The organism is Kitasatospora sp. NPDC058243, assembly GCF_042882025.1.
Taxonomy (GTDB): domain Bacteria; phylum Actinomycetota; class Actinomycetes; order Streptomycetales; family Streptomycetaceae; genus Kitasatospora.
The window spans coordinates 102,305-122,603 of record NZ_JBHVWW010000018.1 but is presented as its reverse complement, the minus strand read 5'-3'; the positions used below and the strand labels follow the sequence as shown (position 1 = coordinate 122,603).

23 protein-coding genes and 2 pseudogenes are annotated in these 20,299 nt (G+C 70.1%); 15 read left to right on the top strand and 10 right to left on the bottom strand.

What is annotated here, in order from left to right; genetic code table 11:
• Window positions 1–130: 130 nt before the first annotated feature.
• Window positions 131–340 carry a DUF6243 family protein gene (locus tag ACFVX9_RS15295; protein ID WP_063352004.1) on the bottom strand — a complete coding sequence of 70 codons (210 nt, stop codon included), beginning with the start codon at window positions 338–340 and terminating at the stop codon, window positions 131–133.
• 615 nt (window positions 341–955) lie between these two features.
• Between ACFVX9_RS15295 and ACFVX9_RS15290 the strand changes: the two are divergent.
• Window positions 956–1,285, top strand: a pseudogene (locus tag ACFVX9_RS15290) (Arm DNA-binding domain-containing protein); the annotation flags it as partial.
• Between the two features lie 6 nt (window positions 1,286–1,291).
• On the top strand, window positions 1,292–2,323 hold the full coding sequence (xerC, locus tag ACFVX9_RS15285) for a tyrosine recombinase XerC (RefSeq protein WP_387981969.1): 1,032 nt from the start codon (window positions 1,292–1,294) through the stop codon (window positions 2,321–2,323).
• A 203-nt stretch (window positions 2,324–2,526) separates the two neighbouring features.
• Here the strand turns inward: xerC and ACFVX9_RS15280 are convergent, their stop codons facing one another.
• Window positions 2,527–3,504 carry an AAA family ATPase gene (locus tag ACFVX9_RS15280; protein ID WP_380487711.1) on the bottom strand — a complete coding sequence of 326 codons (978 nt, stop codon included), beginning with the start codon at window positions 3,502–3,504 and terminating at the stop codon, window positions 2,527–2,529.
• 558 nt (window positions 3,505–4,062) lie between these two features.
• Between ACFVX9_RS15280 and ACFVX9_RS15275 the strand changes: the two genes are divergently transcribed.
• Both ACFVX9_RS15275 and ACFVX9_RS15270 read left to right on the top strand, forming a co-directional pair.
• Window positions 4,063–5,307, top strand: coding sequence for a PP2C family protein-serine/threonine phosphatase (locus ACFVX9_RS15275; protein ID WP_380495690.1), 1,245 nt, complete (start codon window positions 4,063–4,065; stop codon window positions 5,305–5,307).
• Window positions 5,308–5,555: 248 nt separating this feature from the next.
• A complete protein-coding gene (locus tag ACFVX9_RS15270) occupies window positions 5,556–6,035 on the top strand; it encodes a DUF5994 family protein (protein ID WP_380487713.1) in 480 nt (159 codons plus the stop codon).
• A gap of 159 nt (window positions 6,036–6,194) precedes the next feature.
• Here ACFVX9_RS15270 and ACFVX9_RS15265 read toward each other — a convergent pair whose 3' ends face one another.
• Complete coding sequence (locus ACFVX9_RS15265; RefSeq protein WP_380495693.1) at window positions 6,195–6,434, bottom strand: hypothetical protein; 240 nt, start codon at window positions 6,432–6,434, stop codon at window positions 6,195–6,197.
• A 60-nt stretch (window positions 6,435–6,494) separates the two neighbouring features.
• Window positions 6,495–6,983: a DUF5994 family protein gene (locus ACFVX9_RS15260; RefSeq protein WP_380487717.1), complete on the bottom strand. Its 489-nt coding sequence runs from the start codon at window positions 6,981–6,983 to the stop codon at window positions 6,495–6,497.
• A 168-nt stretch (window positions 6,984–7,151) separates the two neighbouring features.
• On the opposite strand from ACFVX9_RS15260, the gene ACFVX9_RS15255 reads away from it, so the two are divergent.
• The 6 genes and pseudogenes from ACFVX9_RS15255 (at window position 7,152) to ACFVX9_RS15230 (ending at window position 11,308) form a co-directional block, all read left to right on the top strand.
• A complete protein-coding gene (locus ACFVX9_RS15255; protein ID WP_380487719.1) occupies window positions 7,152–7,466 on the top strand; it encodes a hypothetical protein in 315 nt (104 codons plus the stop codon).
• 631 nt (window positions 7,467–8,097) lie between these two features.
• Complete coding sequence (locus tag ACFVX9_RS15250; protein ID WP_380487721.1) at window positions 8,098–8,379, top strand: hypothetical protein; 282 nt, start codon at window positions 8,098–8,100, stop codon at window positions 8,377–8,379.
• Window positions 8,380–8,461: 82 nt separating this feature from the next.
• Window positions 8,462–8,824, top strand: coding sequence for a hypothetical protein (locus ACFVX9_RS15245; protein ID WP_380487723.1), 363 nt, complete (start codon window positions 8,462–8,464; stop codon window positions 8,822–8,824).
• A 501-nt stretch (window positions 8,825–9,325) separates the two neighbouring features.
• Window positions 9,326–9,604, top strand: coding sequence for a hypothetical protein (locus tag ACFVX9_RS15240; protein ID WP_387981951.1), 279 nt, complete (start codon window positions 9,326–9,328; stop codon window positions 9,602–9,604).
• A gap of 608 nt (window positions 9,605–10,212) precedes the next feature.
• Window positions 10,213–10,447: pseudogene (locus ACFVX9_RS15235) on the top strand (DUF4331 family protein); the annotation flags it as partial.
• 435 nt (window positions 10,448–10,882) lie between these two features.
• The gene (locus tag ACFVX9_RS15230; RefSeq protein ID WP_380487727.1) at window positions 10,883–11,308 is read left to right on the top strand and encodes an Hsp20/alpha crystallin family protein; all 426 of its coding nucleotides are present in this window, start codon (window positions 10,883–10,885) and stop codon (window positions 11,306–11,308) included.
• Between the two features lie 198 nt (window positions 11,309–11,506).
• Here ACFVX9_RS15230 and ACFVX9_RS15225 read toward each other — a convergent pair whose 3' ends face one another.
• A complete protein-coding gene (locus ACFVX9_RS15225; protein WP_380487729.1) occupies window positions 11,507–11,671 on the bottom strand; it encodes a hypothetical protein in 165 nt (54 codons plus the stop codon).
• Window positions 11,672–11,878: 207 nt separating this feature from the next.
• A complete protein-coding gene (locus tag ACFVX9_RS15220) occupies window positions 11,879–12,103 on the bottom strand; it encodes a hypothetical protein (protein ID WP_387981949.1) in 225 nt (74 codons plus the stop codon).
• A gap of 998 nt (window positions 12,104–13,101) precedes the next feature.
• Between ACFVX9_RS15220 and ACFVX9_RS15215 the strand changes: the two genes are divergently transcribed.
• Window positions 13,102–13,380, top strand: coding sequence for a MerR family transcriptional regulator (locus ACFVX9_RS15215; protein WP_387981966.1), 279 nt, complete (start codon window positions 13,102–13,104; stop codon window positions 13,378–13,380).
• 491 nt (window positions 13,381–13,871) lie between these two features.
• On the top strand, window positions 13,872–14,297 hold the full coding sequence (locus ACFVX9_RS15210) for an STAS domain-containing protein (protein ID WP_387981964.1): 426 nt from the start codon (window positions 13,872–13,874) through the stop codon (window positions 14,295–14,297).
• 128 nt (window positions 14,298–14,425) lie between these two features.
• On the opposite strand, the gene ACFVX9_RS15205 is transcribed toward ACFVX9_RS15210, so the two are convergent.
• The 3 genes from ACFVX9_RS15205 to ACFVX9_RS15195 form a co-directional block, all read right to left on the bottom strand.
• The gene (locus ACFVX9_RS15205) at window positions 14,426–14,806 is read right to left on the bottom strand and encodes a CBS domain-containing protein (protein ID WP_387981947.1); all 381 of its coding nucleotides are present in this window, start codon (window positions 14,804–14,806) and stop codon (window positions 14,426–14,428) included.
• Window positions 14,807–14,967: 161 nt separating this feature from the next.
• A complete protein-coding gene (locus ACFVX9_RS15200) occupies window positions 14,968–16,515 on the bottom strand; it encodes a DEAD/DEAH box helicase (protein WP_387981945.1) in 1,548 nt (515 codons plus the stop codon).
• Between the two features lie 366 nt (window positions 16,516–16,881).
• Window positions 16,882–17,085 (bottom strand): cold-shock protein, encoded by a 204-nt coding sequence (locus tag ACFVX9_RS15195; RefSeq protein WP_030918248.1) that lies wholly within the window; start codon window positions 17,083–17,085, stop codon window positions 16,882–16,884.
• Window positions 17,086–17,604: 519 nt separating this feature from the next.
• Between ACFVX9_RS15195 and ACFVX9_RS15190 the strand changes: the two genes are divergently transcribed.
• The 3 genes from ACFVX9_RS15190 (at window position 17,605) to ACFVX9_RS15180 (ending at window position 18,912) form a co-directional block, all read left to right on the top strand.
• Entirely contained in the window at window positions 17,605–17,832 is a 228-nt protein-coding gene (locus ACFVX9_RS15190; RefSeq protein WP_387981943.1) for a hypothetical protein, read from the top strand.
• Window positions 17,833–18,169: 337 nt separating this feature from the next.
• Window positions 18,170–18,457 carry a hypothetical protein gene (locus tag ACFVX9_RS15185; RefSeq protein WP_380488040.1) on the top strand — a complete coding sequence of 96 codons (288 nt, stop codon included), beginning with the start codon at window positions 18,170–18,172 and terminating at the stop codon, window positions 18,455–18,457.
• Between the two features lie 92 nt (window positions 18,458–18,549).
• On the top strand, window positions 18,550–18,912 hold the full coding sequence (locus tag ACFVX9_RS15180) for a hypothetical protein (RefSeq protein WP_380488042.1): 363 nt from the start codon (window positions 18,550–18,552) through the stop codon (window positions 18,910–18,912).
• A 395-nt stretch (window positions 18,913–19,307) separates the two neighbouring features.
• On the opposite strand, the gene ACFVX9_RS15175 is transcribed toward ACFVX9_RS15180, so the two are convergent.
• Complete coding sequence (locus tag ACFVX9_RS15175) at window positions 19,308–19,586, bottom strand: MerR family transcriptional regulator (RefSeq protein ID WP_387981962.1); 279 nt, start codon at window positions 19,584–19,586, stop codon at window positions 19,308–19,310.
• Between the last annotated feature and the right edge of the window lie 713 nt (window positions 19,587–20,299).

Genomic DNA, 20,299 nt, shown 5'->3' with positions numbered 1-20,299 from the left:
CGAGGGATAGTGTGTTTGCAGCCGAAGATCTGGTGTCACCCTACCTCACTGTGTAAGCAAATCCGTCTCCTCCCTTCCTCCCCCCCCCCCCCCCCTGCCCCGTGCGGTGCCGCGCTGCGGCGGCGGTGCGTCAGCCCTGTACGGTGTCGCCGCCCGCCTGCCCGGCGCCCTCAGCCGTTCCTGCCTTCTCGCGCATCTTGCGCACCAGCTCCGCCTTCTGGTCGGCTGCACCCTGGCGGTCGAGGTTGCGGTGCGGACCGTTGTTCTGCCGTTCGGCGCGGGACTGCCTCTTGCGCTGGCCGCCGCCCATGCCCACGGGGTTGTTGATGTTCTTGCTCACGGTCGTGGGTTCTCCCGGTGGTGAAGTGAAGTGAAGTGATCTACGGATTCATCGGTGGGGGACGGGCGGCGACGTCGAAGGACGTCAGCAGGGGCCCATCACGCGCTCACTCGTAAATCGGGGTCTGGAAGAACATGGCAAAGACGTTACCCGGTTCCGTCGGCCCTGAACACCAACCTTTTCACCGCCCCCGCGTCGGCCGGGCCTTCGGCGAGCGCCCGGGGCCGACCGGTTCCTTCCGGGATTCCCAGCACCGCCAGCACCCGCCGGTCGTCGCCGCCTGCCGTGTCACAGATGGGCGTTGCCGGGCCGCGGGGGCGCTGCCAGTGGTCGCGAGCACACTGATGGCATGAGAGGTCATCTCACTTGCGTCCCGCCGTTGCGGGACAACCCTTGGCTCGGGCAGCAGCGATTCACCTGCCGATTCCCGTTCCCGTGTCCTTTTGGCCACGCGGTGGACATCGCCCATGGGGAGAGGACACCGAATCTGGGATCCCACACCGCCCGCTGGCCGGCCGGGACACCCTTCGCTGCCACTCGCCAGCCCGGGCAGATCAAGTTCGACTACCCACTGGATACGGATGGTGATCTTCCGGACGGTGTGTCGTCTTGAGCGTGTCCTCGCCCGCTGGTCCTGACGTGCCTCGCGCACCGCCCCGCACGCTCTGCCGCCACGCCCGGCCGAACGGCAAGCCTTGGACCAGGGTCACCGCGTTCAGGAAGGAGAAGCACACGGGACAGCGTGCGCAGCGGGGCAGGGTGTACCGGCGGTGTGGGTGCCGGGACGAGGGCGGGCGGCAGTTGGGTGCGTGGTGTGTGCGGTTGCTGGAGGAGGCGGGTCACGGGTCGTGGACGTACTGCGTTGACCTGGCGCCGGAGGACGGCCGGCGTCGTACGCGGCGTCGTGGCGGGTTCGCGACCGAGGCGGAGGCTGCGCAGGAGCTGGCGGCGGTGCTGGAGGGTGAGCTGAGCGGGTCGTACGAGGAGCGTCGTACCACCGTGGCGGACTACCTGCGGGAGTGGCTGGCCGCACGGAAGGAGGATCTCACCGTGAACACCTGTGCCGGTTACGCGGCGTACGTGGAGAGGGACCTGATCCCGGCGTTCGGGCGGTGCCGGTTGCTGGACCTGCGGCCGAAGCAGATCGAGGACTGGATGGCCGCTCAGCGGAAGGCCGGGCGGGGCCGGGTCACGCTGTACCGGGTGGTCTCGACGCTGCCCAACGCGTTGAACCACGCGGTGCGGTCGTGGCGGCTGAAGTTCAACCCGGCCGAGCACTGCGTGCCGCCCAAGCCCCGCGCGCAGGAGCGGACCTGCTGGACCCCGAAGGAGGCCGCGTCGTTCCTGCGGCACAACGCCGAGCAGTACGCCGACCAGCTGGCCGACCTGTTCGAGGTGATGCTCGGTACCGGCATGCGCCGCAGTGAGGTCCTCGCCCTGCACTGGTCGGACGTCCACCTCATGGACCGAAAGCTCTTCGTCCGCTGGACCCTGTCCGCCGTGGACAACGGCGACCTCCACTTCAACCAGCCCAAGACCGAGGCCAGCCGCGCCTGGATCAGCCTCTCCCCCAGAGTCATGGCCGCCCTCCACCGCCAGGCCGACCTCCAGATGTCCGCCCACCTCGACGGCCAGCTGGAAGGCCTCGTCTTCGCCAACTCGGACGGATCGCCCCTGCGGCCCCAGTGGGTCCTCGACCAGCTCCGCAAACGCACCGCCGAACTCGACCTGCCCCGGATCGGCCTGCACGACCTGCGCCATACCGCCGCCAGCATCATGATCGCCGAAGGCATCCCCATCGCCATCGTGTCCAAGACCCTGCGCCACGCCACCCTGGCGACCACCATCAACCTCTACGGCCACCTCTTCAAGGACTCCGCCGACCAGGCCGTCAACGCCCTCGCCCGGGCACTCGATCAAGCCCAGGAAGGCCGGCTCCGGGCCGTCCCCCGTGGCGACGACGACCTGCCACTGGCGGCATAGCGGTAGCCACAACCTGAGACCTTCGCCGGTCCGGCGTAGCTGCGCCTGACCGGGGTCTCCGGGAGGGCGGCCTTCAGGCCTCGCGGCTGGCTGCCCTCCCGGGCTTCGCAGAGCGTTGCGTGCCGCTCTGGAGGGCAGCCGCCGGGGCCGTGCCGAGGTCCCAGGGGACCAGGAGGTGCGGGGTGAACCGCGACGGGGCCCGGTCAGGCATGGCGCAGCGCGTGCCGCTCGTCCAGTCCTTCGGTCAAGAGGTGTTGGTCGACCACGTCGTTGCCTCCGAGAATGGCGCGTTTGGCCGCGGATTCGGCGGCCTTGACCAGCTCGGCGTGGCTGAGCTGGCCGACCTTGGTGATCAGGTCGGACCAAGGTACGCCGGTGGTGTCCATTCCGGCTAGGCGTCGTTGCAGAATCTCGATCGCCTGTTCCGGGGAGGGCGGTGCGTAGTGGACGACGAGGTCGAAGCGGCGGAAGAGTGCGCGGTCGAGGAGGTGGCGGTGGTTGGTGGCGGCGACGACGAGGCTCTCGGTGGGGGCTTCGTCGAGGAAGAGGAGGAAGGAGTTGAGGATGCGGCGGGCTTCGCCGACGTCGTTGCCGGCGGTGCCTTCGGCGCCGAGGGCGTCGAACTCGTCGAAGAGGTAGACGGCGCGGGTCTCGGCGGCGGCTTCGAAGACGGTGCGGAGCTTGGTGGCGGTCTCTCCCATGAAGCGGCTGATCAGTCCGTCGAGGCGGATGGTGAACAGCGGCAGAGAGAGTTCTTTGGCCAGTGCGGCGGCGGTCATGCTCTTGCCGGTGCCGGGCGGCCCCGAGAGGAGGATGCGGTGTACGGGGGTGAATCCGAAGCGTTCCAGGCGGGCGCGCTGGCGTTGCTCGTGCAGGACCTTGTCCAGGGGGGCGCGGACGTCGTCGGCGAGGGTCATGTCGTCGAGGCGGACGTCGGGGTAGCCGGCGGTGAGGAGGCTGGCGAGTTCACCTCTGGGCTGGACGACGGGTGTCGGGGCGAGCCTGAGGATCTTCTCGGCCCGGGCGGCATCGATGATCTCGCGGAGTTCGACGGCGAGCTTGCCGTGGCCCTGGCGCGCGGACTTCGCGGCCACCTGGAGGGCGATGCTGTAGAAGCGGTCCTCGTCGCCGGCGGCATGGGCGTTGAGGAGTGCCTTGAGGTGGTCAGCCGTGGCAGCCACGCACCTCACACTCCTCTTCAGCAGACCGGCCCGCCACTCTAGCGAGCGCCCCGGACAACCGATACCCACGGCGCGCGCTCCAGCGCCGTGGGTATCGTACGGCGGCATGGGCGCCCGCTCGACCGCGGGCCGGAAGGGCTCTCGGTCACCGAGCCTGCCACGCGAGGTGGACTCGGCGGCGCTGTCCTGTGAAGAGCTCCAGGCCTGGCGAGGTCCTCCGGCGAGCGGCGTAGCCACGCGTCGAACGGCTTCGGGACTGCGGCTTGGAATCGGGGGGTGGGGCGTCTCTGGCCGGTGCGCCGGTCAGAGACGCCCGAGCCTCGCGTCGGCAGCAGGAGTCTCGTCCTCCTCGGGGTCCGGGCGGAGCATGTCGAGGAGGTCGCGAGCTGCCCAGTCCGGGAGGGTCACTGCTGGCGGGATCTGGCTCGGGTGTCGCGGGGTGAGAGCCGGTGCGATGCTGAGACGGACAAAACGCCAGTGCGGCGCTCGCGTGGCCGCGTGGGGCAAGGCAGGAAAGCCGGCCGGCGAAGAGGGCCACTGCGGGGAATTGAGGTGCCCATGGCGGAATTGGCTCGGGAGAACCGCAGGGCCGCGGTGGACCGGTCGGAGGGCTTCGGTGAGCGGCTGCTGGGCCAGCTGCTGGACCGGGCTCACGAGATGCCGCCGCAGCTCATCGCCCCGCTGGTGGCGGAGGAGGTCCGCGCGATCGGTGGCCGGGACGTCTCGATCCTTCTGCAGGATTACGGCCAACTCATGCTGGTGCCGCTTCCGGGCAGGGGACTCACCGGTGGAGACCCGGTGCCCATCGACGGTTCCCGGGCCGGCGAGGTCTTCCTCCGTACGACCCCGGCCGAGCACCGTCAGGCCGACGGGATACGGATGTTCCTGCCGCTGTTGGACGGCAGTGACGAGGTCGGGGTCATGGCCGTCACCCTCGACAGCGTCGATGACGACGACCGCCGGTTACTACGGCGTCTCGCCGGGCTGGTCGCCGACATGCTGGTCACCAAGAACGGCTACACGGACCAGTTCTTCCAGGCGCGGCGCCGCGAGCCGATGAGTGTGGCAGCGGAGATCCAGTGGTCACTGCTGCCCCCGCTGTCGATGAACACCCCGCAGGTCGCGGTCGCCGGGATCCTGGAGCCCGCATACAACGTCGCCGGCGACAGCCTGGACTACGCCCTGAACGACGACATGCTGCATCTGGCCATGATCGACGCGATGGGCCACGGCTTGAACGCCGCCGTGCTGGCGACCGTCGCCGTGGGCGCCTATCGGCATGCCCGGCGGGCCGGTGTCGGGCTCGCCGAGCTCTATGCGTTCATGGATTCCGCGATCGACGAGCAGTTCGGCCCGGACCAGTTCGTCACCGCGCAGATGATGCGCATGGACATCGGAACGGGCGAGCTGCAATGGGTCAACGCAGGCCACCCGGCACCGCTGCTGATCCGCGATCACCGGGTCATCCTGACCCTGGACAGCCCCGGCACCCTACCGGTCGGCTTCGGCGGTGCCACACCACAGATCAGCGTGCGGCAGCTCCGGCGCGGCGACCGGGTGCTCTTCTACACCGACGGACTCGTCGAGGAACACCAGAACGGCGGGGAAGAGTTCGGCGAGGAACGCCTGATCGCCACCATCGAGCGCGTCGGACCCGCCGGTGGAGGCGTGCAGGAGATGGTGCGGAGCCTCTCGCACACCCTGATGCGGGAGCGGGGCGGAACCACCACCGACGACGCGAGCCTCTTTCTGGTCGAATGGCGGGGCGGCACCGCCGACCACCTCGCAAACCCAGAACTGTAGAACACGATGCAGACCTGCAGCGGGGACCACACCTTTGACATGGGACGTCTCCGGCAACCTCGAGAGCGGGACGCCGGCGTCCTGCCACCCGGTCGGGAAGCCTCCACCAGCCGCCCTCTGCCCTCCCGGGTGGGCCCTGGCCCTGGCCGGAGTACGGTGGAAGAGCTCACCGTCTGCGGCATGCACAGCTTGGGGTACCCCGCTGCAGCACTTGGTCATCCGGAATGAGCCCGGGGTAGGTGTTCGACATGACCGCGTCCTTCGATCCCGCCGCCGGCCAGCCCTCGGAGCCGGAACCACCGGTCCGGCTCCGGCTGACACCCGAGGGCACCACCCCCGGCCGGCTGGACGGGGCCTGGTGGCCCCGCTCGCACGACCTCCTACGTGAACTTCCCCCGCTGGCAGCAGCGCTGGACCCCAGGTGGGGGCGGATCACCCGGGTCACCGTGAACCCGGCGCACTGGCCGGTCATCCCCCGGCGGGTCCCGGTCGCAGGCCACGTCATCCACGTCGGGTGGTTCGACCAGGAGCAGGACGCAGACGAGGTGATGGTGTGCTCCTTCATCCCGCTGCGCCTGGAACTCCTGGTGATTCCCCCCGACGCCGAGGCCTCCGCCGCCGAGAGGCTGATGACAACGGCGTCCGACCCGGCCAACACGCGCACCGGCACCGACCTCCTGACAGCCGCAGGTGTTCCGGCAGCAGACCGGCCGCAGACAGACGGATAACGCCGCCACCAGCGAACGGCACCACGCGGTTCGCCACCGACTCCGGCTCATTTCGCATCGGGTCGAGGCGGTGGCGTGCCAGAGCGACTGTGCCGCCGCGTGGCCCCATGCAGCCCTGCGCCTCGCCGACCCCGCACTGGATGACCAGATCCGCGCGGCTCAGTACGCGGAGCCACTTCGCAGATAGGTGCCCGCGACCTCAAGCCACGCCCCAGGGCTGAAGCAAACCTCGACCGCGTGCGGAGTGTCTTCGAAGACGCGCAGGATCCGCAGTGCTCCGCTCGGATGAAGGTCGTACTCGTACGTGAGGCCGCCGGGGACGTCCTGGTACTGCATGTCCAACGGCCCCTTGGACGGCTCGGACGGCGACCTGGCCTCGGCCGAAAGTTTCACGTACACGGACATGTCTCCACCATGCCTTTCCTGCCACCCATACAACCCATACGGGTGGCGCCTCGGTCAGAACGATTCGCCGGAAGGCTCGGAGCCAACCGGTGGCGATGAGGATCCGCTGCGCCGAGTCGGTGCCGCCGGCCTCGACCGCCCGCGCCATGGGGGCGTGGGCCGCATCGAGGCTTGCTTGCGAAGGGATGACGAGCAGCGTGAAATGATCGCGATCACCCGCGTGATGATCATCGTGTCATCACCGACCGGGTTCCAGTTGATGTGCACGGACCGGCCGTCGACGACCAGAGGGGGCGGGATGTCGTCCCCCGCGTCCGCATTCAGGCCGGTGCTCGTGACAGGGCCCAGATGCTCGGTCAGCGCAGGGATGAGGCCGGGCAGCTCGGCACCGAGGTCACGGGAACGAGGCCACCACGCACCATCGAGTGTCCCCTCGCGCGACCGCGTCGGCTCCGGACTCAGCAGCACCGAACCGGGTTTTGCAGACTCGCGGAACCGGTCCGGCAGGAGCGCCGGGAACGGCGTGTCGGAGTCGTCCGCCATAGCCCGCCACCCATCTGCAGGCCCCGGGAAGAGCCCACTCACCAGGGAGGACGACGCCGCGGACAGCCAGCACCTGAACCACCCCGGTGTCCCCACCGTACTCCGACCGGTCATCGACCTCTCCAGGCCGACCGGCCGGCGCAGGCCGGAAGGCGGTACGGAGGAGCGATGGCGCGGCTCGGGGTGAAGGGCGATGACCGCATCGTCGACCTGTCGTGGTGGGAGAAGGCAGCGGCGCGTCGCCGTGAGGTCCGCGCGCCCGTGTCCACGATCCATCAGGTGAGCGTCGAGCCCGACTGGTGGCATGCCCTGCGCGGCGTGCGGGACGAGGTACCTGGATTCCCGGCGTCCTGCCACCGACAGACGGCGCCGGTCCGCCTCGTCGGCGGCCCAGGCGAGCACCATGCGACTGGGGCGTTCGGGATCGACGCCGACCACTACGGGACGTTGTCCGCCGGGACTCATCATGTCTCCTCCCGTTGACAGGGAGCGGACCCGTCGGCACACCGCCTTGCGCGCCGCACCGGCGGGCCCTCGCCGGAAGCCGCCTGCAACAAGTCCGCATCCGATCAGGTGGCCCCGGCCGATCGCGACGCCCACGCGGTCACCGGACGAGGAAGCGGACATTCTGTTACGGTATTCCCGAGCCGCTCGGACACCCGCCGGATCTCAGGGGAAAGAAACGTCCCGAACACGTGTAACCGCGCGATGGGATCGCACTGCAACTGCCACTTCGCAGAACAAAAGGCCGCCTCCGCATCTCTGCGAAAACGGCCCACGCCCTGCATAAACGCTGAACAACAGGATTTGCACCTGCGCCCCCCGGCACTTCAGTGACCCCGTCATCTCCCGACCGAAAGGCCGGGATGGGATATCGCGATCACGAGTCGCAGAATCAGGGCTCCTGCTCCACTAATCTGCATAATTACCTCCTCGCGATCGTCCTTCCGGTAAGTTCTCCGGCACCTTCCAGGTTACTCCGGGAAAGCGCGAATTCGGGCCTGCCAAGTGCACGAATACCAAACGCGTGGGTTCACCACCCCAGGCGGACCTGAGGGGCGACCTCCAGGTGGCCTGACAGTGCCGATCAGCCGGGTAGCGGCAGCACGGTCCGGTGTCGAGCATCGTGGCCATCAGCGACGGCGATCCGCCTCTGAGCAACGACGCGCACTGTCTCGACGGGACGGCGCGGGCTTTCAGCCGGAGTGTGGGCAGGGATTCGGATGGCACTATGCCGATGTTCCTGCTCGACTGGACCGTGACGGCGGTGTTCTCGGCCGACGGCGCGTTGCGGTACGCCCGCGCGACGGGCCCGGGCAGTGGAAATGTCGAACTGGACATGCGGTCCACATCGGACGTACTCGAGGCATACGGCAGTCCGGCACCGCCGCCGTAGCCCGTGGTCCCCCGACCGGATGACGTGCCACAGTGCACATCGGGTGATCACGAGCGCATTGCCGGAAAGGGACGGAGGAGCGATGGCAAGGCTCGTGGTGGAAGGCGATGAGCTCGTCGCCACCCTGTCGTGGTGGGAGAAGGCAGCGGCGCGTCGCCGTGACGTCCGGGTGCCCGTGCCCGCGATCCGTCAGGTGACCGTGGAACCCGACTGGTGGCGTGCCCTGCGCGGCGTACGCGGACGAGGCACGTGGATCCCCGGAGTCCTGTCCATCGGCACCCGTCCGCATCCCCAGGGGAAGGACTTCGCGGCTGTCCGTGCCCGAGGGCGCCGGCCCGTCGTATGCGTCGATCTGCAGAGTCCCTCGCCCTGCGCCCGCCTGGCCGTCACCGACCCGGATCCCGACGACACCGCACGAGCCGTCCGAGCAGCCGCCGGCCTCTGACCGCTATGCGGATACGCGACCTGGAGGCCTGGCCGGTCGTGGGACGACGACGGCTACACCGTCGGTCTCCTCCCCCGGGACCGGGAGGAGCATCCCTGGAACGCCGACGCTACGACGTCGCCGGACTGCACCGGACCGGACCGCCGAACGCCTCGGGCTCCACGACTTACCGATCCTCCCAGTCAGCCGCCGAACCCGCTGCCGCAGGTGTCCGGCCTCACCCGCCGACTTGCCCGCCCATACGGCTGCGCCGCTACCCGGACGCACCGGACCCTCATCCGTGGGCCCGGCGTGTGTCCGGGCACAAGGGCTTGGCCGTGTCGGACACCCTGGAGTTCTCGGGCTATGTACCCATCGTTGATCCCTTCGTCGCACCTGCAGAAGCCCGGTCGGAGGTGATCCGGGTCGGGCACGGCTGCCTGTGCCTGGCGAATCACCGAACGCCCCCAGGGCCTGTGCGAGTCGGGTATTGGCAGCGGCGCCCTGGTCGCAGACGGAAGAATGATCCGTATGCAGGCGCAGTGGGTTTACCAGTTCCGGGACTGCCCGGACGCCGACGACGTCGAGGCCCTGGCCGAGGAAGAGAGTCGGCCCCGGCAGATCCTGGTGCGCGACCGCTCCGGCGCTGGCGGCCTGGTCGACGGATACGTCCTGCAGAGCATCGACGCGCAGGAGCGCACCGCCGTCTACATCTGGGCTCAGACCGGCGCCCCCGACGCGGTCGCGGCCTACCTGCTGGAGTTCCTCGCTGAGGTCTGCCCCAGGGAGACTGCCTGGTGAGCGACGGCTTGGAAGCGGTCCACCCACACATCCGGTGCTTCCTCGATGCGAGTCGACGCGATGCTCCCTCGACTTCGCCGCAGGAGCGAGTACCCAGCGGCTCGCGGGTAACGGGTCAGCCGGCCGTGACGCCACGATCCGGCAGCTGAGTCAGGAGCCCGCCCTCCGAGCGCCGCCTGCCGATGGCCAGGGCACCGGCAACCGTGAGAACTGCCGCCATCGACCAGCGGCGGGTGAGGCCCCAGCGCTTCGCGGAGCGTGCCACAGGCCGGACTCCCGGATGGACTACCTCCGTAGACACTTCGGCACTACGCGTGATGACTGCATGAATGGCTTACCACCGTCGGTCGCGCACCAGACAGCTCCCCCCAAAACCTCCCGAGGCCGCACGCATCGACTCGGGCCCCTCCCGGGGCCGCACGCCCGTTCACGTGGGAAGTCGCCCGGAGTGTCCTGCGCCCGAACGCAGGGGCGCCATCGTCCGCGAGGCCTGGCGGCCCGCTGCGGAACGCCGATCCGAGCCACCCGCCAGAGAGACGGACCATGCGCCTCCTCGTTCGCCCCGCCTGCCCGCGCTCGGGCGCCGCGCCGGGCGGCCGCTCGCCGGAATGGGCGTGCTCGCCCTCGCCGCGGCCGACGCGCTGGCCGGTCTCACCCCCGGTGTCCGTTCCGCCTCAAGCCACCGCGAGGCGCCGCTGATCGCGGGCGATCCGCGGGCCGACAACACCGACGTGTACGCCTTCGTCAGCCCCGACAAACCGGGACACCTTCACGTTGATCGCGAACTGGATCCCGTTTGAGGAACCCAACGGCGGGCCGAACTTCTACGCGTTCGCGGAAGACGTCACCTCAGTCCCTTGGAGGCCGCAAAGCATGGGGCGTCCCCAAGCCGGCGCTGAAGAACGCTGCGGAGCAGATCCGCCGGATCCGGGCTGGGGCTGCAGGTCATGGGAACCGCCCGTCAGCAGGAGGGGCTCAAGGTGATCTGGGGGGCTTGTGCCGTCGCCCGATGTCGGCCTGGCGGCCGAGCCGCGGCAGCGCGAACTCCCCGGTGGACGTACTCACATGAACCCGCGACCTTCGGACGGCAGCGCGCCAAGGGTCGCGCGCACCCGGCTCGCTAAAGTTGAGCGTCAGCTTGTCAAGAAAGCTCTGGCGTCGCTATAACTTTCTCGTCGAGGTGCCCAGGCGGGAGGACAGAGCCAGGCAGGTCCGGCGCCGTGGCGCCCGTGGGCACCCGTGACCGTTAGCGACTGTGAGGAGCTGGTCCCTTTGTTGATGCGTACCGACTCCCTGCGCGGCCTGCGCGACCTCGACCGGCTCACCCAGCAGCTGGTCGGCACCGTCTCCCAGCCGGCGGGGATGCCGCTGGTCGCTTACCGCGACGGCGAGGTGTTCGTGCTGCGCCTGGACCTGCCGGGCATCGACCCGAAGACCATCGACCTGGACGTGGAGCTTAACGTCCTGACTGTGCGCGCGGAGCACGCGTCCGGGCTGCCGCAGGGCGCGGAGGTGCTGGCGGACGAGCGGGTGCTGGGCCGGTTCTCCCGGCAGGTGTTCCTGGGCGACGCGCTGGACACCGACCGGATCGACGCCGACTACGACCAGGGCGTGCTGAGCGTGCGCGTGCCGATCAGCGAGAAGGCCCGCCCCCGCAAGATCGCCATCACGGCCAAGGGCGAACGCGAGGCCATCTCCGCCTGACCGCTGCGATGCGGCTTCGATGTCCGCTCCCCGTTCCTGCCGCACCGACCGGCCGCCGCGCCCTGCCGGGCTTCGCTCGCCGACGCCGGCGAGTGCCCGTGGGCGCGGCCCGACCTCTCCGTGCGGGCCCGGACCTCTCTCCTTCGGTCCGGGCTCGCGCGGCGGGCCGCGAGCGGGCCGGCCGGTGCGGTGAAGTCTTCAGCGGGCCGCCCGGCCCCGGGCGCGGTCGCGGTCGCGGCGGTGGGCGCGCACGGTTGACCTATGGGCATCGTGGTTCTGCTGGAACTGGTCGAGCCGCTGGACGCTCTCATCCTGGGGATCGGCGGCGATCCGGTCGACGCCCTGTCGGTGCGGCGGGTCCATGCCGCACCCTCGGATCCGGATGCACCCGGCGGGCTGGGGCGCTCACCGTGTGCGGTATGGGCACCGCGGCCATGGTGGTCGACCGGTGGAGTCCGCAGCGGCCGGGGCAGGGGTGGTATCCGCCGCGCTGGGCCGGGTACTTGTGCCTGACCTGTGATGCCGCCACCCGCGCCCTCTGATCCGGCGGTGGGGCGGGCCGACGCGGTCCTATCGGGCCCCCGGCGGGCGGTCGCTGTGCTGCCGGGTGGTGTCGAGGGCGGCGCGCAGGGCGGGCAGGTCCGTGATGGCGGCCTGTTCGGCGAAGCGGGCCAGCAGCCGGCGCAGGACCCGCTCGTCCCGATCGTGCACGGCTTCGGCGATGGCCGTCGCTAGCGCCGCCTGGGTATCGGGGTCTGGGGTGCGCTCCTGCCGCGCGGCCTGCGGCCCTTCCACCGCTCGCCTCCCGTTCACTCGTGATCCCTGGCCGCTGGACGCGGCGTCCTCCGTCACGGCGCGGCTGCGGCGACCGGCCGCCCAGCCCCGTGCGGAGCGAAGACTACCTCCCCGACCGGCACCGAAAAATCTGTGCCCGCTGGAGTAGACATTGCCGCGCACCGTGGTTAGTGTTTCTCTCGCAGCAAGCCGCCAGACACGAACTGGCGGGCAGAAGTTCGCAGGTCGGCACGGTTTGCAGGGTCCTGAAGCCAGGGATGGTGCAGTAAGGCGACGGGACCGGTGGCCGGGCCGGGCGGCCCGCAGGCATCAGGGGCCGCTACCCAGCGGTACCGCAGTTCAGCAAGTGCACTACTCGTAGGTGAAGTTGAGTTCGGCAGTATCGGCAGTCGCAGTGCGCGGTACCCCAGTGAAGGCGCCCAGACTGCGGGCGCGCGCGCTGGGAGTCCGGCAGTGGGGTTCCAAGCCGAGCGGTTGAGCAGGACGGGCAACAGGGCTGGCTGCCGGAGTCGGCGGGACCGCCAGGGACCGCCGTAGCAGTACCGGGTAGTTGGCACTACCACGCAGTTCGCATTACCGCAGTACCCGTGTGAGCAGTACCGAGCAGGTCGTATTACCACGCAGTTGGAAGTACCGCAGTTCGCAGTAGCCGGCCCGTACAGAGGATGAATGGAGGGACAGCACGCCATCAGGATCGCCCGGCCCGTGAGGAAGTCGCCTGGGCGGATTCCGTAGACCCCAAGGCAAGGACGGTGGTTTCCGGTCACGCATACGCGATCCCCGCACGCCCCCTCCCCCGGGGCGACGCGGACATAAGGAACCCGGCCCCAGAGCCGGTAGATGGTGTAAAACCCTTCGGGGCCCCGGGAGCCGTAACGGCCCCGGGGCCCCTCAGCGCGTCCCCGGACACAACAACAAGAAGAGGTGCAGTGACCACGGCAACCATCCGACCGCATACCCCCGACTCCCTCGACGACGACGACTACCCCGCCTACACCATGGGCCGCGCCGCCGAGATGACCGGCACCACCCCCGGCTTCCTACGATCCCTCGGCGACCAGGGCCTGATCACACCCCTGCGCTCGGACGGCGGACACCGCTGCTACTCCCGCTACCAACTACGGATCGCCATGCGCGCCCGCGACCTCGTCGACCAGGGCACCCCCATCGACGCCGCCTGCCGCATCATCATCCTCGAAGACCAACTCGAAGAAGCCCTGCGCATCAACGAACAGCTCCGCCGCGACGCCGGACAGGAACCCGCAGCCGACACCTGACCCATCTACCAGGGCGACGAGACCGGCCCGCGGTGAGCACAATCAGCCGCACACCGCAGGCCGCCCAGGACCCGAGTTCCCCGGCGTCCCCGATAGCCGGCCGACCGTTGTCCACCGGCACGGCTGGCCGACACCCTGCCTCACTAGCGCGGACCGGCCCCGGGGTCGCCCGCTACGGCGGCTCGCCGCCCTGTCGAAGTACACGCGCGGGACGTTCATCCACTCCCGTTCCGCCCGGGTCGCGACGCGCGCCCCGCAGCGTGGGCCCGGGCCCGGCCCACTTCCCGCCGACCGGACCGAGCCCACGCTTCCACCGGTCTCGGCCGGCGCCCCCGACCAGGGCTAGAGTCCCCACCGGGCGAGAGACGGCTCAGGAAGGGGCCCCGAGGCCACTTCGCGTGGTCTGTCGGCCCGATAGCGCCGGCCCTTGGGACCGGATCGCTCCGACAGTGTGCGCAGCGCGCAACTTCCTTACCAGTAACTGGGCCTGACTGCTGGTTGGCCGCGGTTCGCCTTGCGCTGAGCGGGTACTCCTTGCGGAGTTCGATCATCCCCCTGCCTTCGACATCCGCCTGCGACCGGGAACGGACGGCCGCGTGCTCGACGCGGTGGGCGAACTCGACCAGGACACCGGCCCACTCCTGAACGCCGCCGTTGACTGCGCGCTGGACACGCCTTCCGTCCTGCGGGAACTGGTGATCGACATGTCCCAGGTGGTGTTCTGCGGCTCCGGCGGCCTCAACGCGCTCATCCGCGCCCACCTGAAAGCCCGCGAAACGGGCACGGTAGTCCACCTGCTGAACCCGACCGGTCCTGTAACGGCCCTGCTGCGCCGCACCGGCGCGGACCGGGTGCTGCAGGTGAGCCCCGGCCCTGCGGAGACCGCTTCCGCGCAGGAGGATTCCAGGATCGTGTGACGCCCCGCAGCCCGGGCGCATCCACTGCCGGTAGAAGGCAGCCGACGCTGAGGGCAGGGGCCGAAGCGGCGGCGAAGCGCGCGGTGGGCGAATCATCGGCGGCTGGCGTGTCGGCGCCGACAGGCGGTTTAGAGGCTGAGCAGGCCGATGGCGTGGCAGCCGTGGTCGACGACCAGCCACACGGCCAGGCCGCGGGAGCGCATGGTGGTTGCCGCGGTGGTGGCGGGCATGTCGGGGGTGGCGTACGGGGCGCGGTCGAGGACGATGTCGCGGACCGGGGTCCGCTCGGTGTACCAGGACCGGGCCTGGAACGGTGCCAGGTGCAGGCGGGTCAGCAACCCCGCACAGCGGCCGTCGTCGTCGCGGACCAGGAGGTGGTCGGCGCCGGAGCTCTGCAGGATGTCCATCGCCGTGTCGACCATGACGTCGTCGCTGATCTGCAGTTCCGGAGATTTCATGAGGTCGCCCACCGTGACGGTGGTCGCGGAGCGTTCGAGGGTGATGGTCATGGGCGGACTCCTTCGCGTGTCCACCGCCGGGACCGGCGGCGATCGGGGCACTGGCGATGGGACGGCCGGCGGGTGCGCCGGAGCGGGCCGGGACACTTGCTCTCCGCCTGGTGGGCGGTGGAGGCCCGGACCGCGACGGCGGTCCGGGCCCCTCGTACGTGCTAGGCGGCCAGGGCGACGCGTCGGGGTGCCCGGCGGCGGCCGGAGGAGCCCTGGTTGTCGCGGCCGGCGGCGGTGGCGCGGGTATCGGTTCCTGCGTAGGCGGGGCGGATGCGCCGGTTTCGGCTCGTGGAGGTGCTGCGGCGGGGGCGTTCGACGACGGGCGCAGGGATGGTGGTGGGGATGCCGGTGGGCACGCGGGCTCCGGTGATGCGGGCGAGCTCCTCGTCGCCGGCGCTGACGCGGGTGGTGACGGGGGTGATGGCGGCGGTGGTCATCATGCGGGCCATCTCGCGGCGCTGGTTGGGCAGGACGAGGGTGACGACGGTGCCGGACTCCCCGGCCCGGGCGGTGCGGCCGCCGCGGTGCAGGTAGTCCTTGTGGTCGCTCGGCGGGTCCAGGTTGACGACCAGGTCGAGCCCGTCGACGTGGATGCCCCGGGCCGCGACGTTGGTCGCGATCAGCGCGGTGACCTGGCCGGTGCGGAACTGCTCCAGGGTGCGGGTGCGCTGGGGCTGGGACTTGCCGCCGTGCAGCGCCGCGGCCTTCACCCCGTTCGCGAGCAAGTCTTCCACCAAGCGGTCGGCGCCGTGCTTGGTGTCGGTGAACATGATGACGCCGCCGTCGCGGGAGGCGATGTGGGCGATCGTGGCGTTCTTGTCGTAGTTCTGCACGTGCAGGACGTGGTGCTCCATGGTGCTGACCGCACCCGCGGACGGGTCGACCGAGTGGGTGACCGGATCCTTGAGGAAGCGGCGGACCAGGCGGTCGACGTTGCGGTCCAGGGTGGCGGAGAACAGCATCGTCTGGCAGCCCTCGGCGACCTGGTCGAGGAGTTCGGTGACCTGCGGCAGGAAGCCCATGTCGGCCATCTGGTCGGCCTCGTCGAGCACCGTGATGCCGACCCCGTCCAGCTCGCAGTCGCCGCGCTGGATCAGGTCCTTGAGCCGGCCGGGGGTGGCCACCACGACCTCCGCCCCCTGGTTCAAGGCGTGGGCCTGGCGGCCGATCGACATCCCGCCCACCACGGCGGCCATGCGCAGCCGCACCGCGTGGGCGTAAGGGGTGAGGGCGTCGGTGACCTGCTGTGCGAGCTCGCGGGTGGGGACCAGGACGAGCGCCAGCGGGCGGCGGGGTTCGGCGCGCCGGCCGGCGGTGCGGGCCAGCACGGCGAGGCCGAACGCGATGGTCTTGCCGGAGCCTGTGCGGCCTCGTCCGAGGACGTCCCGGCCGGCCAGCGAGTTCGGCAGCGTCGCGGCCTGGATCGGGAACGGCGTGGTGACGCCCTGGCGGGTCAGCACCGACAGCAGGGCCTTGGGCATGTCCAGTTCGTCGAACGCTTCAACGGCCGGCAGAGCCGGGGTGGTGCTCACCGGCATCGCGAACTCGCCCTGTGCGGAGGAACCCTGACGGGCGCTGCGGCCGCGGGCGGGCCTGTCGCCGTAGAAGGAGCTGCCGCCGGAGCGGGATCCGTAGGCGGCGCCGGAGCGGGAGGAGGCCGAGGAGCGGGAGTTGGCGTTCTGGTACGGGGAGCGGCTGGAGCGGTTCATGTGAAACCTTCCTGGGTCGGCACGTCGCGAGGCGGCTCCGCAGCGCGGGGCGCCAGCAGGAGGTCGCGAGGGAACGGGCCGAAAGTGTGAAGCGGGGCGTGGACGGTGAAACCGTGCGGCACGTCACCTTGAGGTCGGCGCTCACCGCGCGGGGCGGGAGCGAAGATCCTCGAACCGTGGGTGTCACGGCAGGGCGCCGATCCGGACGCGGCGCCGAGCGTCTCGCGTGGGGATGGCCGCCGGTGGCGGAGCCAGGGGGCCTGAACGGCCGGGGAATGCGCGTGGCGCAATGCCGAGGGGCCCGCACCGGGCATCGTGTACGCGGTGCGGGCCCCTCGCTGCTTGGCGGGTGCCGTGGCAGAAAAACTACAGCGGGCGAATGTTCTCGGCCTGCGGGCCCTTCTGGCCCTGCGTGACGTCGAACTCGACCTTCTGGCCCTCGAGCAGCTCACGGAAGCCGTTGGCGTTGATGTTCGAGTAGTGGGCGAAGACGTCGGGGCCGCCACCCTCCTGCTCGATGAAGCCGAAGCCCTTTTCCGCGTTGAACCACTTCACAGTGCCATTAGCCATAAAGAAATCTCCTTCAAGGGGCTGTCCGAAGCACACACAGTGCGGGCTCCGAGTCGCCGCGATGAGCACCCACCCGGGGAAGAGCCGGGAAACAAAAAGGGCGCCTGCGACACATCAGCAGGCGCACACAAAGTTCATGGGAACCACTACTGCAACTAAGGAGACTCTAGCAGGCCCAGACCCGCCACGGGCAGATATTTCACCCCCGGCTCTGCGGAACCCCCTTGCGGGGCCCCGGCCGCGAGGCGACCGGACCGCCAACACGGCTGGCGAGGAGCCTGGTTGGGCATGCGCACCTGCCCCTACGGTACCGGCCACCGGTCCTCCCCGGGAGCGGAGAGTCGCGCGGGAGCCGAGCGCCCGCCCTTCCCGCGGCAGACCCGCGAAAGCGACGCACCACGCCCACCGGCGCCATCCGAGACCATTGTGGACGGCTTGCGCGAAATTCCTGCCGTAGCTCCGAAATCGAGTGCGCCGAACAAGGCCCGATCCCGCGATTTTCGGCGCATACTGCAGGGAATGACGAAATCTGCAGCAGTTCGCCGCGTCCTGCCCACCAGGCCCTTCAAGGCCCGGCTCGAAGCGCCGCGCAAGCACTTCGCCGTCGGCGACCGCGTCACCCACGACCAGTACGGTCTCGGCCGGGCCGTCGGGGTCGAAGGTGACGGCGACATCGCGGTACTCGTCGACTTCGGATCGGGGCGGGAACGCATCACCCAGCCCTATGCCGCGATGTTCGGACTCTGAACCCAGGGCGCACGCGGTTCCCAGCCGGGAACACCGCAGTGCACACGGTGCGCCCCTGGACCGACGCGCCAGTGCGCCGTCCAGGGGACGCACGCCCCGGCCAGGTCGAACGGACATCCGCCGATCCGGCTCCGGAGCCTCACCGGCAATGGCCGGAAAGACATGTGACGATCCGCCGTTGACGGCCGGCAGCGGGCTGGGCAGGCGATAAACTCCGCGCGTGGATGACAAACATCTGTTTGAGTCCGTCTGTGCCGTGCTCCCCCTCCGAGGGTTCGAGCCGGCACCGCCCCATGCCGCCGCACTCTCCGCCCGGCAGCGCCCGGGGACCGGCTTGGTGCTGACATGGAGTCCGGGCCAGGACCTGATCGGACCCACCCTCCACGCCTGCCCGCATCCCGCCGACGCCGCCGGGCGCACCGAGTTCCGCGGCATCCGCAGCGCGCTGATACTGGCCCTGTCGGAGATCCTCGGCGCTGCGGGCTTCACCGTCACCTCTCTCGGAGTCGACCTGCTCGTCACCGCCGGCCCGCACGATCCGGGCGCCGCCCCGGCCCTCACGGCTACTCCCACCTGCCCTGCACCGCGGCGCAGCCGACCGGCACGTCAGGTCGCCGCCGCGTAGCCCCCGGCCGCGCGGCCGGCGCGAGGTCCGTGGCTGCCATGACCGCTGCCCAGGCCCGTGGGTCACGGAGGCAATGTCCTATTCTGGTGGGCATGTCGAACCCTGACGGGCTGCTCGTCGACATCGCGGCGATGGTCGAGTCCGAGCACAGCAACCAGATGTCCCTGACCGTGGTGGTCCCCGGAGCGGTGATCACCGGAAGGCTTGCCCCGGTGACGCTGTGGTGGGAGCGGGTGGCGGAGGTCCTCCAGACCTCGGAACACCTGAAGCCGTTCGCCGCCCTCTTCGCCCCGCCCCTCGACGGCCCGCCCGCACGGCCGACCCATCTGCATCTCCACCGGGCGAAGATCCTTCAGGGCGACTTCGCACTGCCCCACACCGGCGGCATGTACCGCATCGCCATCGAAGACGTCAGCAGCTGGACCATCGGCGACCTCGGCTACTCCGACTCCTGATAGCGACGGCAGGCCAAGTGGCCGCCTGGCTTGGCGTCATACGTCCGCACAGCAAGGAGATGCTGAGCGCGTTGAGCAGGGTGCAGACCACTGGTCCGGGTGCCGTGGAGCCGTCGGCCGGCTCCGGCCGGCGAGACGACGGGCACGGCGGGCGGGCGGAAGGCGCCGACGCCCCGGGCGGTGCCGCCCATCTCGGAGCGGACCATCCCGAGCACCTGTCCGCGGCGGCGTCCGGCCCGGCCGCGCCCTCCAGCCGCCACGTCCTGTACCGCGCTGCGGTGTCACTGTTCGGGGTGACCAGAGCGTACAGCGCGAGGTCGTCCCATCTCTCTGGCGCCTGCGGCGGGCGGCAGGACGGCTGGAGGGGACTGCAGGCCGGGATACCTGCCGGTCCGTCAGGTGTCGGCTGCGGGTTCCTGTCCGGCGTCGCGGCGGAGCTGTTCGTTGATGCGCAGGGCTTCTTCGAGTTGGTCTTCGAGGATGATGATGCGGCAGGCGGCGTCGATGGGGGTGCCCTGGTCGACGAGGTCGCGGGCGCGCATGGCGATCCGTAGTTGGTAGCGGGAGTAGCGGCGGTGTCCGCCGTCCGAGCGCAGGGGTGTGATCAGGCCCTGGTCGCCGAGGGATCGTAGGAAGCCGGGGGTGGTGCCGGTCATCTCGGCGGCGCGGCCCATGGTGTAGGCGGGGTAGTCGTCGTCGTCGAGGGAGTCGGGGGTATGCGGTCGGATGGTTGCCGTGGTCACTGCACCTCTTCTTGTTGTTGTGTCCGGGGACGCGCTGAGGGGCCCCGGGGCCGTTACGGCTCCCGGGGCCCCGAAGGGTTTTACACCATCTACCGGCTCTGGGGCCGGGTTCCTTATGTCCGCGTCGCCCCGGGGGAGGGGGCGTGCGGGGATCGCGTATGCGTGACCGGAAACCACCGTCCTTGCCTTGGGGTCTACGGAATCCGCCCAGGCGACTTCCTCACGGGCCGGGCGATCCTGATGGCGCGCTGTCCCTCCACTCATCCTCTGGACTGCACTGTCACTTTCGTACTGCTGGTACTGCACCTGCTGAACTGCGTCTTCCCGTCGGTGGCCGTGGCGGCCCACCTGTTCCCGCAGCCAGCCCCGTCGCCCGTCCTGCACCTGCCTGGCTTCGGAACTCCGCTGCCGGACCGAACCGCGAACTCTGTCCAACAACCCGGGCCAGTTCGTGTCTGCCGGTATTGCCGACTGTTGTCTACGAGAGAAACGCTAGACCAGCCCACGGGCAATGTCTACTCCGGCGCGCATAGATTTTGCGTTCGCCGCGAGTGAGGTACTCTGCCGGTGCGGGGGGGGGGGGGGGGGGCCATTTTCCCTCCCTATCATCCCCCCCCCAACAACAACACCACAACGAGAGGAGA

What these genes read in the sequence shown, in the direction of transcription:
- ACFVX9_RS15275 (WP_380495690.1), top strand. Translation starts at nt 4,063, where the DNA reads ATGGCGGAATTGGCTCGGGAGAACCGCAGGGCCGCGGTGGACCGGTCG.
- ACFVX9_RS15195 (WP_030918248.1), bottom strand. Translation starts at nt 17,085, where the DNA reads ATGGCTAATGGCACTGTGAAGTGGTTCAACGCGGAAAAGGGCTTCGGC.
- ACFVX9_RS15270 (WP_380487713.1), top strand. Translation starts at nt 5,556, where the DNA reads ATGACCGCGTCCTTCGATCCCGCCGCCGGCCAGCCCTCGGAGCCGGAA.
- ACFVX9_RS15225 (WP_380487729.1), bottom strand. Translation starts at nt 11,671, where the DNA reads ATGGACCCGCCGCACCGACAGGGCGTCGACCGGATCGCCGCCGATCCC.
- ACFVX9_RS15175 (WP_387981962.1), bottom strand. Translation starts at nt 19,586, where the DNA reads ATGGGCCGCGCCGCCGAGATGACCGGCACCACCCCCGGCTTCCTACGA.
- ACFVX9_RS15180 (WP_380488042.1), top strand. Translation starts at nt 18,550, where the DNA reads ATGTCGAACCCTGACGGGCTGCTCGTCGACATCGCGGCGATGGTCGAG.
- ACFVX9_RS15240 (WP_387981951.1), top strand. Translation starts at nt 9,326, where the DNA reads ATGATCCGTATGCAGGCGCAGTGGGTTTACCAGTTCCGGGACTGCCCG.
- ACFVX9_RS15260 (WP_380487717.1), bottom strand. Translation starts at nt 6,983, where the DNA reads ATGGCGGACGACTCCGACACGCCGTTCCCGGCGCTCCTGCCGGACCGG.
- ACFVX9_RS15200 (WP_387981945.1), bottom strand. Translation starts at nt 16,515, where the DNA reads ATGAACCGCTCCAGCCGCTCCCCGTACCAGAACGCCAACTCCCGCTCC.
- ACFVX9_RS15245 (WP_380487723.1), top strand. Translation starts at nt 8,462, where the DNA reads ATGGCAAGGCTCGTGGTGGAAGGCGATGAGCTCGTCGCCACCCTGTCG.
- ACFVX9_RS15255 (WP_380487719.1), top strand. Translation starts at nt 7,152, where the DNA reads ATGGCGCGGCTCGGGGTGAAGGGCGATGACCGCATCGTCGACCTGTCG.
- ACFVX9_RS15230 (WP_380487727.1), top strand. Translation starts at nt 10,883, where the DNA reads ATGCGTACCGACTCCCTGCGCGGCCTGCGCGACCTCGACCGGCTCACC.
- ACFVX9_RS15205 (WP_387981947.1), bottom strand. Translation starts at nt 14,806, where the DNA reads ATGACCATCACCCTCGAACGCTCCGCGACCACCGTCACGGTGGGCGAC.
- ACFVX9_RS15190 (WP_387981943.1), top strand. Translation starts at nt 17,605, where the DNA reads ATGACGAAATCTGCAGCAGTTCGCCGCGTCCTGCCCACCAGGCCCTTC.
- ACFVX9_RS15215 (WP_387981966.1), top strand. Translation starts at nt 13,102, where the DNA reads ATGGGCCGCGCCGCCGAGATGACCGGCACCACCCCCGGCTTCCTACGA.